General features: G+C 53.5%; 18 protein-coding genes. 11 read left to right on the top strand and 7 right to left on the bottom strand.

The window, feature by feature from the left end; translation table 11 throughout:
* From FS819_RS28720 to FS819_RS28705, 4 genes are all read left to right on the top strand, one after another.
* On the top strand, positions 1-423 hold the full coding sequence (locus tag FS819_RS28720; RefSeq protein WP_234625047.1) for a hypothetical protein: 423 nt from the start codon (positions 1-3) through the stop codon (positions 421-423).
* On the top strand, positions 416-3391 hold the full coding sequence (locus tag FS819_RS28715) for a putative type IV secretion/conjugal transfer ATPase (RefSeq protein WP_234625048.1): 2976 nt from the start codon (positions 416-418) through the stop codon (positions 3389-3391). Before FS819_RS28720 ends, FS819_RS28715 begins: the two co-directional genes overlap by 8 nt.
* A gap of 119 nt (positions 3392-3510) precedes the next feature.
* Positions 3511-3954, top strand: coding sequence for a hypothetical protein (locus FS819_RS28710; protein WP_234625049.1), 444 nt, complete (start codon positions 3511-3513; stop codon positions 3952-3954).
* A 104-nt stretch (positions 3955-4058) separates the two neighbouring features.
* Entirely contained in the window at positions 4059-4613 is a 555-nt protein-coding gene (locus tag FS819_RS28705; protein ID WP_234625050.1) for a helix-turn-helix domain-containing protein, read from the top strand.
* A 65-nt stretch (positions 4614-4678) separates the two neighbouring features.
* Here the strand turns inward: FS819_RS28705 and FS819_RS28700 are convergent, their stop codons facing one another.
* Together FS819_RS28700 and FS819_RS28695 are read right to left on the bottom strand one after the other, a co-directional pair.
* Positions 4679-6382: a secretion/conjugation apparatus DotM-related subunit gene (locus tag FS819_RS28700; protein ID WP_234625051.1), complete on the bottom strand. Its 1704-nt coding sequence runs from the start codon at positions 6380-6382 to the stop codon at positions 4679-4681.
* Between the two features lie 54 nt (positions 6383-6436).
* A complete protein-coding gene (locus tag FS819_RS28695) occupies positions 6437-6823 on the bottom strand; it encodes a hypothetical protein (RefSeq protein ID WP_234625052.1) in 387 nt (128 codons plus the stop codon).
* 34 nt (positions 6824-6857) lie between these two features.
* Here FS819_RS28695 and FS819_RS28690 point away from each other — a divergent pair, with 34 nt between their 5' ends.
* The 6 genes from FS819_RS28690 to FS819_RS28665 all read left to right on the top strand — a co-directional run bounded on the left by FS819_RS28690 (position 6858) and on the right by FS819_RS28665 (position 11849).
* Complete coding sequence (locus FS819_RS28690; protein ID WP_234625053.1) at positions 6858-7505, top strand: hypothetical protein; 648 nt, start codon at positions 6858-6860, stop codon at positions 7503-7505.
* Between the two features lie 14 nt (positions 7506-7519).
* A complete protein-coding gene (locus tag FS819_RS28685) occupies positions 7520-9070 on the top strand; it encodes a M23 family metallopeptidase (RefSeq protein ID WP_234625054.1) in 1551 nt (516 codons plus the stop codon).
* Complete coding sequence (locus FS819_RS28680; protein ID WP_234625055.1) at positions 9067-9462, top strand: hypothetical protein; 396 nt, start codon at positions 9067-9069, stop codon at positions 9460-9462. The genes FS819_RS28685 and FS819_RS28680 overlap by 4 nt, the downstream gene beginning before the upstream one ends.
* 8 nt (positions 9463-9470) lie before the next feature.
* Positions 9471-11081, top strand: a complete 1611-nt coding sequence (lnt, locus tag FS819_RS28675) for an apolipoprotein N-acyltransferase (protein ID WP_234625056.1) — start codon at positions 9471-9473, stop codon at positions 11079-11081.
* A 15-nt stretch (positions 11082-11096) separates the two neighbouring features.
* The gene (locus tag FS819_RS28670; RefSeq protein ID WP_234625057.1) at positions 11097-11411 is read left to right on the top strand and encodes a hypothetical protein; all 315 of its coding nucleotides are present in this window, start codon (positions 11097-11099) and stop codon (positions 11409-11411) included.
* A gap of 114 nt (positions 11412-11525) precedes the next feature.
* Positions 11526-11849 carry a hypothetical protein gene (locus FS819_RS28665; RefSeq protein WP_234625058.1) on the top strand — a complete coding sequence of 108 codons (324 nt, stop codon included), beginning with the start codon at positions 11526-11528 and terminating at the stop codon, positions 11847-11849.
* Here the strand turns inward: FS819_RS28665 and FS819_RS28660 are convergent.
* Together FS819_RS28660 and FS819_RS28655 are read right to left on the bottom strand one after the other, a co-directional pair.
* Positions 11842-12063: a hypothetical protein gene (locus FS819_RS28660; RefSeq protein WP_234625059.1), complete on the bottom strand. Its 222-nt coding sequence runs from the start codon at positions 12061-12063 to the stop codon at positions 11842-11844. The genes FS819_RS28665 and FS819_RS28660 overlap by 8 nt on opposite strands.
* A 12-nt stretch (positions 12064-12075) precedes the next feature.
* Positions 12076-12372, bottom strand: coding sequence for a hypothetical protein (locus FS819_RS28655; protein WP_234625060.1), 297 nt, complete (start codon positions 12370-12372; stop codon positions 12076-12078).
* A gap of 236 nt (positions 12373-12608) precedes the next feature.
* On the opposite strand from FS819_RS28655, the gene FS819_RS28650 reads away from it, so the two are divergent.
* Positions 12609-13229, top strand: a complete 621-nt coding sequence (locus FS819_RS28650) for a TetR/AcrR family transcriptional regulator (protein ID WP_234625061.1) — start codon at positions 12609-12611, stop codon at positions 13227-13229.
* A gap of 16 nt (positions 13230-13245) precedes the next feature.
* On the opposite strand, the gene FS819_RS28645 is transcribed toward FS819_RS28650, so the two are convergent.
* From FS819_RS28645 to FS819_RS28635, 3 genes are read right to left on the bottom strand one after another with little or no spacing between them, the layout of a single operon-like run.
* A complete protein-coding gene (locus FS819_RS28645) occupies positions 13246-13473 on the bottom strand; it encodes a hypothetical protein (protein WP_234625062.1) in 228 nt (75 codons plus the stop codon).
* A gap of 56 nt (positions 13474-13529) precedes the next feature.
* Positions 13530-13868, bottom strand: a complete 339-nt coding sequence (locus FS819_RS28640; RefSeq protein ID WP_234625063.1) for a hypothetical protein — start codon at positions 13866-13868, stop codon at positions 13530-13532.
* Positions 13865-14167: a hypothetical protein gene (locus FS819_RS28635; RefSeq protein WP_432331065.1), complete on the bottom strand. Its 303-nt coding sequence runs from the start codon at positions 14165-14167 to the stop codon at positions 13865-13867. Before FS819_RS28635 ends, FS819_RS28640 begins: the two co-directional genes overlap by 4 nt.
* Between the last annotated feature and the right edge of the window lie 602 nt (positions 14168-14769).

Here is a 14769-nt window from a genome sequence, read left to right as displayed (position 1 = left end):
ATGGCTGATCTTTCAAGGCGCAAGAAAATTTATCTTGGTTCGAGCGACCCCGAGGAGAAGGCCGACGATATTCACCTTGTCCGAAAGCTGATCCGTGCAGTCTATGAAAAGGGGCTTGAGCGTCAGCTCGCTGGTAAGCCCTTACCTGACAGCTTTATGGACCTTTTCGGCAACGACGCCACCGTGACCTCCGCTGTTCGTGCCGGCGATGCTGATGCGTTCCGCTACGCCAGTGAGGGTGGCGCGATTTCCAACAGAGAGCGTCTTCTACTTGAGGTTTTGTCCGGCCGGGCCGAATCGAAAATCACCTCGACAGAGGGCATAAAGGAAAGCCTGTTGTCGAATATCTTCTGCATCTCCGCTGTCGATAATCCTGTCGATCTTGCAAACAAACAGAAAGCGGAGGGAGGCGACGATGTCTAAGTTCTCTGACGATTACTGCCATCTGTCCGGATTCGATCCCGATATCGACCAGCCGGTGTTCTACGCGCATGACGGCAGTGAATGCACTATCCTTGAAGTTCAGGGGATGCGTGACATCCTATCCACTGACGAAGCCACGGTGGCGATGCGTGATTTCTTTGGTAGCGAGATCGGGCCTCTTCTCAAAAAGCATGGTCATTTCATATCTGTGTCCTTCGAAACGTCGGGAAACACACTTCAGCAGGTTGAGCGACTGTTCCGGCCGATCCGCGACGCCGCGAAAATCAAGGAGCTTTCAGTTGAAGTCCTGGTGAACGAGGCCTTCGAACTGACGCTGAAAAGAGCGCGCTATTCGAAGACGCTGGTTGCGTGCTGGACTAAGCCAGACGCGGTATTGAAAGGCGACTTGAAAGAAGCACGGAGCGACAACAAAAAGGCACGTTCGGACCTCCCGCCAGCCGTCAAGGCGATGCAGCCCTTCTCTCGCCTTGAACCAATCTCCGCAGAACATGGCGCTTTCGTTGGCCGTGTCGCCTCGGCGCTGGATGCTTCCGGCGTCCAGGTCGTGGAACTAGGCCCTGATGAAGATGGTCATCGGCCCGATCTTGCTGAAGTTCGCAAGGGGCTGCTGTTTCACGAAACACCTGATAATTGGAAGCCGTTCGGCCCTGGCGATCGGAAATATCCGGGCGTAAAATCGACCCACGATAACGATCTGTCCGAGTTCTTTGCTCCACCACTTTCCATGCAAATCATGTCCGCAGGCATGATCGCGAAGAACAACATGCGTTCCTTGCAGCTTGGGGGCCGAGCCTACGCTCTTGCTGCGATGCAGCTCTTTCCACGGTCCATGTATCCATTCAATGACCTTCTGGCGTCGATCAAGAATGGTGCAGATCCTGATATGCCACTTCGTGTGGCCTTCCATATCGAAGGCGGTCCTTTCAACGTTGGACTGAAGCAGGTTCTTGCGTCATTTGCCTCCCTGACCGGGCCGAAATCGAAAAACCTCTTTCTAAACTTGAAGGAGATGTCTCGGATCGCTCAGCAGGACCGCGAGACATTCGTCAAAAGCTGGATCGTCGCCTGCACCTGGCGTGAGCCGAATGAAAGCGAGGAGACGCTTGAACGTCGCCGATCGTACCTAATCCGCTCGATGATGGGTTGGGGTGATGCGCAAGTGAGTGACACAACAAAGAATCCTATGATGTCACTGGCAGAAACCGTGCCAGGCATGGTCAAGCGTGTTGACTCAATCAAGCCGACGTTCGTCCCGATGGGTGACATGGCAATGATCATGCCGTTTCACTCGTCGGCGCCTGTCTTTGACCGTGGCGAAACGATATTCACGACTACAGAAGGAAAGATTGCGCCTCACAATGCCTTCTCTTCGGAGCAGAACTATTGGTTGACGCTGATTTTTGCGACGCCTGGCGCGGGTAAGTCTGTTCTTATGAACCGACTGAACTATGAGTTTACAGCTCATTCGAAGGGGCGGACAATGCCATTTGTCTGCGTCATCGACATTGGCGTATCGTCCTCGGGCTTCATTCGGTTGATTCAGGAGGCGTTGCCTCCCGAAAGGCAGCACGAGGCTTACTATCGCCGCCTATTCAACGACCGCGACAACTCTGTGAATTTTCTTGATCTAGGTTTGGGCCGGCGCACTCCGCTGCCCCGTGAGAAGAAGTTCATCGAACGCTTCCTTGTAACGCTCATCGGCGACACCGATCGCGAACAGCATTACGAACAGATCGTTCAGAAGGTCGTCACCCGGATCTTCCAGCTCAAGAGCGATCTGGAAATTTCCTCGTCTCCCAACACATGGGAAGCTGGCCATGACCCGCGCGTTGATGAAGCCTGCGAAAAGCACGGCATTCCACTTTCGTCACGCGAGAAATGGTGGACGATCGTCGACCGTCTTGTTGAGAAGAAGGATTTCGTTTCAGCCATTCGTGCGCAGCGTTACGCGATGCCGCTTCTTCAGGATGTGGCTCGTGTCCTTAGCGAACAGAACATCATCTCGGAATATGACGAGGATGCTGTGAAGTTCATGAAGCAGGCCATCAACGCAGCAATCGAGCGGTATCCGATTTTCAGCTATCCTACGAAACTCGATTTCGGCGAGGCGCGAGTTATCTCTGTCGATCTGAATGACGTGAAGCAGGATGGCCAAGACGCGGCCTCCTACCGCAACAATTCTCTGATGTATATGATTGCGCGTCACCTCTTCGTTCAGAAGATCGGTGGCGATGCTGAAGAAATATCATCCATGGATTTCCCCAGGCCGATGGGCGCGCTCTACCAGACGTATTGGGAGCGGCGCTATGAGGATATCGCCGAAACACCGAAGCGACTTTGCTTTGACGAATACCATATGACCGGTGGTGCGGGGGGTATCGCTCAGCAGGTGCTTGCTGACGTTCGCGTTGGTCGTAAATGGGGCATGGAGATCATACTGGCGTCTCAGTTGCTGCGCGACTTTGAAATTATGCAAAGCATGGCCAGCACGATCTTTATTCTCAAAGCCGAGACAAATGAATTGCGGGAGCAGATTCAGCAGACGTTTGGCTTCTCTGATGCGGTCAAGGAACAGCTTTACAAGCACGTCCATGGTACCGGGAAGAAAAACGCGGATGGCGTCAACTTCCTCGCCAACTACAAGCTGAAACAGGCTGAGCGCTGGATTGTGCTCAACAATTTCCTAGGGCCGACGCTCCTTTGGGCTCTTACGACAAGAGCACAGGACCGAAACGTTCGAGAGGAATGCTACAAGCGCTTTTCGGTAAATGAGGCGTTGAGCATGCTCGCTCTACGTTACCCTGAAGGGACTGTTGGTCAGGATTGGGACGTTATGGCTAATCAAAACAACGTTGACGAAACTTCAATCGCCCGTCGTCTTGTGGATAGACTTATCGTTGAATCCGTCAATGACCGTCGTAAACGTGAATCAGTCGAAATAGTTTAACGTATAGGTCTGAACTTTAGCGTTGAAAACGTCGATAAATGGTTCTATGGATCGTTACGGTATCAGCACGCATTGAGTTAACGTCACATTCAACGTGAAATCGATCGATAAGAGGGATTATGATGATCATCCGAAAGGGTTACGAGGCAAGCGCACGGGCCAACGCCATGCTTATCAAGGGGGCAATGACATTCTTTGCGCTGCCGGCAATTCTGTCGACGGTGGTTACGTCTGTCGCGCAAGCTCAGGATGTAGATCCTTCAGCGCCGCTCGACGTATTGAAGACCGCGCGGGACACGGCGCAGAACTCCAACATGAACGTTGAAGACGTTACCACGACGGGTACAAACGTCCTCAACATCATCCTAATCATTTTCGGCGTTCTCGGCGTCGCTCTCGCTGGCATCTCGACCTACAAGCTCTATTCCAATATCCAGCAGGGCGAACAGGCGCGAGGTAGCAACATGTCCTATATTGTAGGACTGATCGTTGGCTCGATGCTCACGATTCTTGCCATTATCGTCGGCTTGGTTACGACCTACGCGACTGGCTCTGGCGGCTAATTCAAGATCCTCCCAAGCTTGAATTTAAAGACCCCGTCGCAGCGATCTGCGGCGGGTTCTTCTTTTTTGCCGACTCAGGTGCTACATAATAGAAGAATTCGAATTTGGAGACCTCGGTCCTCGCGATGCCTTCTGAAGAAAAGACACCACATCCGAAGCTTGCGGCCTATATCGAGAACGTTGTTTCTCGGGCCTACTCAAAGGGCGTCCTGGCAAATAACTACGGCTCCGCAGCTCGATTCGCGGAGCTTCTTGGCGTTGAGGTGAGCCGTCAGTTGGTCTGGTCGTGGATCTGGCAGTACGACGGCGTTCCAAGGAATCGCATCAACCAGCTCAAGTCTCTCAATACGACGCTCGGTGTTGAAATGAGCGAAGATGAACTCGAAATGCTGTTGCAACCGCGCAGAGATGACGTGAAGCCGGCGCAGCTCCTATTTGAGGAAGTCGAGCGATCCGTCATTGAAAACAAGCAGCAGAGCCATATCGTTCGGAAGCGGATCGCTGACTACATGGGTGTGACGACACGGACGCTGTTTCGCTACAAGGCCGATGGCGACATTCCGAAGACCAAGCAGCCGAAGTTGAAGGAAGCTTTGACCTCGCTGAACATTAAGGTGCCCGACGACGTGATGTCGGCTGTGTTTGGCAAGGGAGCGTGACGCTAGACGCCCTACCAGACTGCCTGGCTGTCAGGTAGCTGATCGACCGTCAATCGCGCTCGTTCCTAGTATTCGCCTCCGGTCGGCGTGTGGTTGCCCTCGATTGCGCCATCCGATAATTCTCTAGTGGTGATTTCGTCCTGTTTCTGTTGGGCTTGCTGCGCGAAGCTCTTGGCGAGTGTTCTAATCGTCGCTTCTATCTGAGGACGAGCGGCGAGCGTCTTTTGACGGGCGCTGCGTTCGGTCTGGATCATCACGAATTTGCGTCGCATATCGTCGGTGATGTATTTGCTCGCCTCGACGCGGACGCCTTCTACGGCCGATACCAGGTATGGTTTCGTGAGCGGCATGCCGCTTTTGATCTCAGTTTGAGCGTGATCGAACATGCCGGCGACTTCTGGAGTGGGGGTATTCATCCCGGTCACGCGTAGGTAGCTCCAAAGAGGGTAGTCGTAGAAGCGCATCCAGCGAAAGAGGGAAGGGGGCAGTGTGCCGCCCGCTCTTGTTTCGTTGAGCAGGCTGGACGCCAGCCCAAATTGGTATCCATTGGCCCGGAGGAGGCGTTGAATTTCTACTGTTACGCTTCGTTCCTGCTTTTTCTGGATCTGAGTGTATTTCGCAAGTTCGAGCTGCGACAGGTCGCTGTGCTTTTTGATCTTGCCTTTGTGGTCCTTGATGTTCACCAGGCGGTCCGGAGATACGTCCCCAAACTCAGTTAGGATGCGGTGAAGCTCTTTGCGGGCGCGCTGCGTAGTTATAAAGGATTCGCCACGGCTGACTCGCCTGTCCTCGAATTCGACCTCTTCGTTAAGCCATTCCGTTAGCGTGAGAACGTTGAGGTTCTTCTTTTTTGGAAAGGCTTCTTTTGCGGCTTCAAGCTTCAGGCGCTTGTCGTCTTGATCGATATAGCCGAGCACCAGGAGTGCGCCGAGGCTCTTTTTCCCTTTGTTGATCTCTCGCCAGATGTCTTTCAGATAGTTCTCGATCTCAGCATTTGTCGCCTCGAAGTCGTCCGTTTCCATTGTGTCGAGCGCATAAAGTCGAGCGACCGAAGCGTAAACGATCGAGACCGTGTGCCATGGAAGAGCGTCGATAGCAGTTTGAATGGCGTCTTTATTTCGGAACGGAAAATTCTTGCGAGCAAAAGGATTGAGGGGGCCGAAGTCTCGGACAAGCCTGGCTGTAACAAGATCATCATTGATCTTCCAACCTGTCGCGGCACCGGGATCGGAGAGGGTGTCACCCTGGTGAATGCCCTCAATAGCGTCCACCTCAAGCAGCAGTTCCAGTGCGGTCATCGGCATCCTCGCCGGTCCTTTTGAAACCGAATAATCTTTGGCGATTTCAAAATCGAGGAAGAATTGGTTTGCAGGAAACTCAGGAGCCTGCAGCTTCATCACGTCCTTGTATCCGAGCGGCTTTTTATGCTGGACCTTGGCTCTGATGTGCTTTTCGCTCACCTTGTGGTGGGCGATCAGTCCAAGGACAAAAATAAACAGGCCGAAGACAAGGTTGAACGTCACGCTACTCTGAAAAATAGAGCTGAAGGCATATTTATCTCCGAAGGGCATGCGCCAAAAATACCGACCCCAGCCTGTGAAAAGCCATCCGCCGCCTGTCTCAACGATCCGAATCCAGGCGTAGGCCTTTCCGATCATCGGCGATGCCACCCACCAGAGCAGGCTGAGCATTCCAATAACCACGCCCATAAGAACGACTATGATTAGGAATTCGCTGTGTTGTGGAGCGTTTCCGTTGTTCTGTGCCATCGTCTAATCCTGTTCGTAAATTGATCACGAACCTATAGGAACGTTGACGCAATCTCAATCGATAGTAAACATCGATGTCTTCAGCATAAATGAGAACAATGTACGCATACCGATAGAGTTAAAGCGCCGGATGTATCCGGCCTCTAGGAGAATTGTCAGTTGATTGGTGACGGAATTTGCCGAAACGAACTCAAGGTCGCGTCGAATATCGTCACGAGTGCCGCTGGATATGAATGAAGCATAGGTTCCAGGCTGCAAAAACGACAAATCGGAACGATGAAACTCATCTTCAACGCCTGAACTATGGATAAACAGCTCACAGTTGGCTATCATGTGAAGCAGAACGCGCGTTTCGGAACGCCCTAAACGCTTGTCGGCAGCGATCTCAGCTAGAGCTGATCGCTTTACATTGAAATCGTGGTGGGGCACTTGAGCGTTCATATGTGTATTTTGACTGAAAATTCTGGAGTTTCTGATGGTTGAGGATCATATAGCGTGCAGGAAATTACGTCTACACAAGCTCAGCTTCCTCAGCATTGGAGCAATTGTTCTATCCTCTCTTAATATTGGGTTTACTTTTGGTTTGAGCCCCGCAGTAGCCCAAGATGAGGCGGGCTGGATGCAGATGAAAGAGGTCAAAACGGAAGTCCAACCTGGTGATAGCGACCTAGTCCGAATCTGGAAGGACGTGATGGATTCCGAGGCCGAGAAGATCCGCGCGAGTGGCGGCAAGCTGTTCGTTAAGGGAGAGCAGACCGTACTGCCGGCCGGTGGCTATCGGCCTACCAATTTCCTTTCAAGCGAATTCCAGACTGATAGAGCCACCTACATTGTCTCGATCATGCTTCAACGGCCCCCAGGCTGCGATAGCGGCGAGAACGGGAGCGCTGTGACTGCGATCCATTCGTCGTGCCCCGCTCGCCTCACCATTCTCCCAAAGGACGGTTCTCAGCCATCGACGACGGAGATGCCTGGCGCATGTGGAATATGGCCGAGTATGCAGGTTGAGCCATTGGAAAATACGGGCACCTTCGCACGCATCGAGGCCGACAGTATCCAGGTAGAGGCGATCAAAGGGAACGCCACGATACCAGGATGCGAAGTCTCATTCCCATTGAAGTAGGTAGAGGGCGATCAATGCGGTATATCCTTCAAACAGCAATTCTCGCAGTAATTGTCTTCCTGGCCTATGTTGCGCCGTCTCAAGCGAGGTCGTATCTCGCGCCAAACACTCAATACAGCCAGGCGCAGATCCAGACGATGTTCGAAAACAGCGGGAACTCGTATCTCGCTCAAAATGCTTCTACCTTCGCGGCCATGTCCTACAAGGTCGAAAGTATGGGCGGCAACTCGGCCATCTATAACGGCTCGTGCTGCACAGGTCTTATGCAGATGAACCAGGGCAACCTGGCGACGTTTTGCGACTGCACGTCGGCTCAGTATGCTGCGATGAGCGGACAGCAGCAGATTAACATCTATGCGCAGTATTATGAGTCCATCGCCAATGCGGGTTCGGTCCAAACGTTGCTCGATATGCAGGCCAACGGCGAGAGCGTCGGCGGCTACAAGGTGGACTCTGCGATGGTCGCGGCTTGTATCCAGCTCGGCGTTGGGAATTGTCAAAAATCGATCGACAATGGCTGTGTCGGTGTTTCTTCGTCAGCCGGTGGCGATGGGAGCGTGAATATCTGCACCATGGCCGCAAAGGCGGGTGGAACTACTGGCGGTGGCGGAAGCAATGCTGGTGGTCAAATGGCGTGCCTCGTCCCTCTGATGAAGGACAATGGCGTTCAGCTCATGTCGCCATATGGTGCTGACCGTTCCAATCGGCCAGGCGCATCCAAGGGCATGCACCAGGGCCTCGATATTGTGAACGGCTTCACTGGTGGTAATGTTGAAAATAACCCGATCTACGCCGGCCATGGCGGCAAAACGACCTTCCGCTTGAATGGCGCGGGTGGCAATTGGGTCTCTGTTCGAGCTGAAAACGATAAATACAATACTGTTTACTACCATCTGGCCCACAAGGACCTGGACACCTTCCGGCAGCAAAATCCTACTGTGGCAGCGGGCGACACCATTGGCTACATGGGCAATACTGGCACGAGTGGCGAAGGCCATGGAACAGGAGGGACGCATCTCCATCTCGGCATGACAGTGCGTGGATCTGTTCTGCAGTCGGCGGGTGCTGGTGGCCGCGTGATGGCGACCGGCGCTTGCCCTACTTGTGGTAGCAAATCCCGACCCCCTCTTTCTGCGAGCGAGATTTCCAGCGCTGCGAATGATAGCTGGTACTTCGTCAACCCGGAGCCCTTCTTGGATAAGCAGATCCCGGTGCCGGCGGCACTCCAAAGCGGGTATCCGGGCTATTTTTCCGAGCGAGCAGATCCGTCCAAAACGCTTCCTACAACATGCTCACTCGATCCCGCTATTGCGACCAGCCAGCCGATGAGTACCGGCTCAGGAACGTCTGTATCCAATGCCGAGGCTGGCTTGGGATCATACCGCAACGAGGGCGAGGATTTCGCCTCCAGCCAGGCATCTGGCGACACCAGGTCCATTTACCTCGATCTGGCGCGCGTTGCTCTGGATGAAGCCCAGGCCGCTTCGCTTGGTATGTCGGCCCAAAATCAGTTGGCGTCGGCTGTGGCTCACATGATCGTCAACGAACAGAGGACCAGTCGATGAGATCGGGCATCAAACTCGCGGTTGCTGTTGTCGGCATGGGTCCGTCGCTTTTCAGCATGACCGGTTTGGCCGAGGCGTCGAGAAACGTTCCCTGGGCGGATGGCTACTATACCCCTCGCGATCAGGCCGCGAGCTGTAAAGATCCGAATTTCGAGGTCTATGATTGGGTTCTACGTTTCCAGAAAAAAGGTCGCGCGGAGATGGGAACGAGTGAAGGCGTCTGCACGGTATCAAACTTCAAGAGCAAGGGCGGTGGCCGGTACGAATCTCAGCTCGATTGCGATTCACAAGGCGAAAAATCCACATCAAGAATGAGCTTTCGAACTGACAGCGCGATGAAGATCATCGAGATCGATGGCCAGCCCTATGCTTACTGCGCGCCTTTGAAGTAGGGCCGGTAATGAAGAACACGAGATCCCTCAAGCGCTGGCCGCTTGCGCTGGCTTGCCTTGCTCTCGGCGCTGCGTTGACGGTGATCCACGCACCTCTGTCGATCGCAGCGGCGATCTTCCTGATTTTTCCAGCTCTTCTGCGTCTGATGGACATTACTGCCGATCGCGCCGATACGGCCATGGGAAGGGCGTGGCGGGGTTTCGGTGTCGGTTGGCTCTTCGGTTACGGGTACTTCTTTCTTGGCCTCCTCTGGCTCGGGGAGGCCTACTCAATCACTCCTGGGGATGGTTGGAAATATCCGGTTCTAGCATTCGGATTTCCGGTTTACCTGGCTCTGTTCTATGGAATTGGGTTCGCGATCGCGGGCGCGATGTGGACGAGTTCGGTTTGGCGTATTTTTGCCCTCGGCCTGGCGTTTTTTGTCGCTGAGTGGCTGCGCGGCACGGTGCTGTCCGGTTTCACGCTGATGGCTGTCGGTGAGGTCGTGCTTTTCAGCAAGGTGGTGACGCCACTCGTCGGCGCCATCGGCGTCGTGGGAGCTAATGGGCTTGTTCCTGTCGTGGGATGTCTGCCGCTCGTTGGGATGTCCCTTTGGGCTGGGCGGAGATCGTCTTGGACGGTGACTGCAATCCTCCTGGTTATGATTGGAGGCGGTATTATCTATCTTCAGACCGGCCGATCGACGGCAGACGGCAAGCCCATTGCAGATGTAAGGATTCTGCAGACTGCGTTCACTCCTACTGAGAAATGGAACCCGGATCTTGCTGTCAGGGCGGCGAACCTCGCCTCTATGGTGAAGCTAACCAATCAGCCGCGGGAAGATGGTTCGCGGCCGACGCACGTCATTTGGCCCGAGACGGCATTCGCCCTTTTTCCTGAAATGGAACCTCACGTCGTAAACGACGTGGTATCCCAATTGGTCGGGTCACCTACCTTCGTTGCCGGTGGGATGCGCTCTGAACACACAGTAACGGGCGTTCGAATCTTCAACACGGTGTTCACTGGTCGGGCGGGCAAGTGGTCCTCGATCTACGATAAGCAGCACTTGATACCGTCCGAAGAGTTCATTCCCTGGCGCGGCCTATTCGAGGCTCTTGGCATTGCCAATTGGATCATCCCGGCTGCGGACTATTCGCTTGAGTGGGGCACCAGGTCCAAAGCAGTCGCTATCCCTAATGCTGCGCCGGCACTGTTGGCCATCTGCTTTGAAATCCTGTTTTCTGGCGAAATTGTTGCCGCCTACAATGACGCGCCGGCCAAACCCGAATGGATGGTCGTAGTATCGGATAACTCCTGGTTCGTCCTTACTCAAGGTTCGGATATCCTCCTCGCGCAGTCCCGTCTCAGGGCGGCAGAGATGGGCATGCCCCTCGTTCAGGCTGCGAACCATGGCATATCTGCTCTAATCGAACCGGATGGCAGCGTCAGGGAGAAGATCGGCCTCGGTAAAGCGGGGGTGATCGACGCAAAAATTCCTGGCGGGGCATCTGGAACCTTCTATTCGGAAAACTCCTGTCTCGTTTGGTGGCTGATTTTGGCAGGCTTGGCATCTGGCGGAACTATGGGATTTCTTCCCGGCCGTAAGGGTTTCATAATTGGGCCGGCGATCAACGCGTAATCGAAAGGATTACCTATGAAGAAATTAGCGGTCATCTCATCTGCAATTCTTGGTGTATTCACCAACGTGCCGGCTTGGGGGCAAACATCTGGCCCCACCGAAGCTGAGGCTCTTGCCGCTTACCAGGAGGCCTATTCTCGCAACCCGATGTCCGAGCGCGGCTCGGAAAAAGAGATCACGATAGCTCTCGGCGAGTGCGGAAAAAATGCAACCGGTCCCGGTGTCTCATGTATGCTTGCGATCAAATACAATCCGGGGGCTCGACCAATCGATCGTGTGATAGGATTTTCAAAGTCGGCCACTGGCGAGTGGGTGGCTTTGAGCTTCTGACATCTAACCTAAGATGAAAGGGCGTCCATTGGATAGGGTTAGGCCTATCTACCTATACGGGTCGTGGAGTCGTTGTAGGCTGAGTGACAGGCTCAAGGATCGAGGGAAATTGCTATGACCGAGAATGGGCAGGTATGCGTGCTGATCCTCACCGGCTCTGAACGTGAGTTGCTATTTTTGGCGCTTCGCAGGGAGGGCTCGCCACTGTCTGTCGAGCTGGCGGAGCATTTGACATCGAGGAGCCTACCGCTGGAGCTGGTCACCAAGACCGTCACAGCATCCTTTCACGCGCTAAGGAGCTATCAGCATCACAACGCATCCGGGGATTTAGCCGAGGAGATTGCCAATGTCTGTGAGCGGACGTTGGGAGAGATCGAGGAGCGAATTCCTGAAGGATCGAAGCTCAGTCTGCATAATGGGGTTGTGACGCTCACGTAGAGGCCTGAGACCGGGCCGCTTCAGCAATCTCCTTCAGGCGATGTGACATCGTCAGCGCGTCGAACTTTTCGCCCCCTTCGGCATTGAGGCGCTTTTTGGCTTCATCTGGCAATTTCATCCATATGGCAGAGAACTCGTCATCGACCTCTTTCCAAAGGACTGCGGCTGCATCGAGCGCTTCAACAGCGCTTTTTTTGTCGGCAATCTTGGTCATACTGATCCTCGCTTAGATGTTCGGGCCGTCGTTGTCAGGCTCGGCATATGACGATGTGCTTTTGGTTGAGAAAGCGGCGTCGTCCTTGTCCAGCCGTTCGGTGAGAATCGTCTCAGCTATCAACTTCATCTTATTTGCCCAATGGTGAGGGTCCATATCATTATTCGGATCGGCTTTATTAATGAGTTCCATTACGTGCTGATCGAAATGAGGATATGCCGCTTGCAATAGGCGATCTATTTCCTTTAGCTTATCGGCAATAAGGTCTAACTTCGCTGATGCTTCGTATTCGTCGTACTTGTCAGCCATTGAAGTCCCTCTTTTGAACGTTCATGACGCAGCTTGTGCGGTTCGTTTGTTGAAAAACCATATTATCGTTCGGCACCAAAATCAAAGACAACGTTTCGAATGGGCAACGTTGGCGGGTAAACGCCAGTCACTAGAGGAACTACCTGATTGCATAATCGTTTCGTGCAGCTGACTGCTTGGTTTTTGGCTATCTCGTAGGGGGAGTCCCTTTTCGCTTTATTTAAGGGATAAAAAATATGATGGGCCTTATGACCAGTGGTGTAAAATCAGAGACAGAAAGGCAAATTCTAGCTGCTGCGAGCGAACTTCTCGAAACAAAGGGCGAGAAGGGGCTTACCGCTAGGGCTGTTTGCCAAGTTGTGAATGTAAAACAACCCACACTTTACCATTACTTCGGCAGCAAAGACGGCCTTTTGCATGCTCTGGTTGCTGATGGGATTACTGATTTTATCGCGTTCAAGCGAACTTGTGGAGATGTTGCTGACCCTATAGAGGGGCTTATGCTCGGCTGGCATGCTTTCCTCGACTACAGCGCCCTGCATCCACAGTTGATGAAGATGATCCACCGTACTGTAAGTCAGTGTCCGGACGCGACGGCCTCGGCCATGGCAACGGCTCGCCAGAAGTTGGGGCGGCTTGAGCGTGAAGGCCGACTTCAGATTGAAGTGGATATAGCGATCGATATGCTCCTGCTGGTCGCCCACGGCACGTTGGCTCTTTGGACGCAAGGGAAACCCCTCACTTCCGTCAGGGAGAGCGCCACGCGGTCGTTTGAGGCCGTACTAAGCGCCATTATTCGGGACTACAGATCCCCGCCAGAGAATCATGCCCGTTCGGAGGTTTTGGAAGGAGCGTGAGGCAGTGTGAGCCGCCTCATTCCTCGTCCTCTCTCATTTCCTCCGCCATGGAGGCATAAGCATTCTGCGAGATCGCCTCGCACTCGTCAATCGAGAGACCTAGCTCGAGGCGAGCATAGTGCAACAGGTCGTTGATCAGATCCTTCACGTCCGTGACCGGCTCATCGCTACCGCGCATTGCTCGATACGTGGCGATGGCTTCTCCTGCCCAAGCTGCGCGATCTGTGTTTGTTGGTGTGTGCATTTCAGCATCTCCGTGGTTGGTATGGCGTGGTACCATTTGGTACCTTGGGGCATGATTTAGAGCTTCGGAGGCTTCCAGCGCTCGGCCATCACGGTCGTGTAGGTTTTGCCACCTGAGCCTTTTGCGATAGCAGCATCGAGGGTTTTCCAGTCGATGGGTGTCTTTGGCCGCTTGTTTGGGTCCATACGAGCACACAGCGAGCCGTAAGCGAGCAAAAGCGCATCGAAGACAGGGCTTTCGGCATCATGCAGCGGAGCGTGGCAGAGTGCGCCGCAGCTCGGGCACTCGCCAGCAGGCATGATTTCACCTGGCATTACTCGTTCGGTGATGTTGCGGATCTCGCGCAGCTCGTTTTCCGCAAAGCTGTTTGAGCAATTCTGGCAAATATATTTCATCGGGTGATCTCCGTCAGGCGGAAATCCGCGTAGTTTCTGTCGAATGTGATTGCGAGGTTGCGCCAACTCAGTTGCTCGTTGATCCCTTCGTGGATCGTCTCGCTTGCATCCATCGCAATGGTGCGGAGACCGTCTACGTCGCTATCCTCCCAATTCCCCTCTCTATCAAGGAGCAGGGTCGAGGCGGCGTCAGTCGCGGCTAGCAGAGCGGTCATCGCCTCGGCGATCAGCTTTGCGACCTCTTTGATCGCGACCTCCTCTTTGATGTCGGGATTATCGTTGGTGTGTTCTTCATCCATGTTTTTCAGCCTTTCTGGAAGGGTTGCGGGGCTATTTCTGGCATCCAGATGCAGGTTGCTGCGAGGAACGCGACGATCGCGGCGAGAGCGCAGATATCCTGAATGAGAGGCATGTATGGGGAGATGTCGAAGGCCCTGCGTTGAGGGACGTTGCAAAGCGTGATAGGTGGGCAAGACATGCAGCGATCGCTCCGTTTGCGGCGAATATATATTGCGTTCTACATGGGAAATATATGCCAATATGGACGAAAACGCAATAGGAAATATATGTTGCTTTGTAATTTGTGTGCGCTGAGCTGCGACCGCCAACCCCAAGGGGAAGGCTGACCGGCTAGCGCGACGCATATAGAAGCCATGCTAGCACGCAAACCCAATGACTTACAAGCATATATAATCCATATTTTGCGATAATTTAGATGATTTTTGCCACGTAGCATAGATTTGCTTAGATAAGTATAAATATAGTACAATTTGGTAGTATTAGCTATAGAATGCGGGTATATAAGGTATGATATACCCCGAATTAGTATAAAATGGTATAGAATATATACCCTGTGAGCGTGCCGTGCCCCTTGACGGTTGCCACATAGATAATACTATCC

This window comes from Allorhizobium sp. Av2, assembly GCF_021462805.2.
Taxonomy (GTDB): Bacteria; Pseudomonadota; Alphaproteobacteria; order Rhizobiales; family Rhizobiaceae; genus Allorhizobium; species Allorhizobium vitis_G.
The sequence above is the reverse complement of the archived record's forward strand: the minus strand, read 5'-3'. Positions and strand labels throughout refer to the sequence as shown.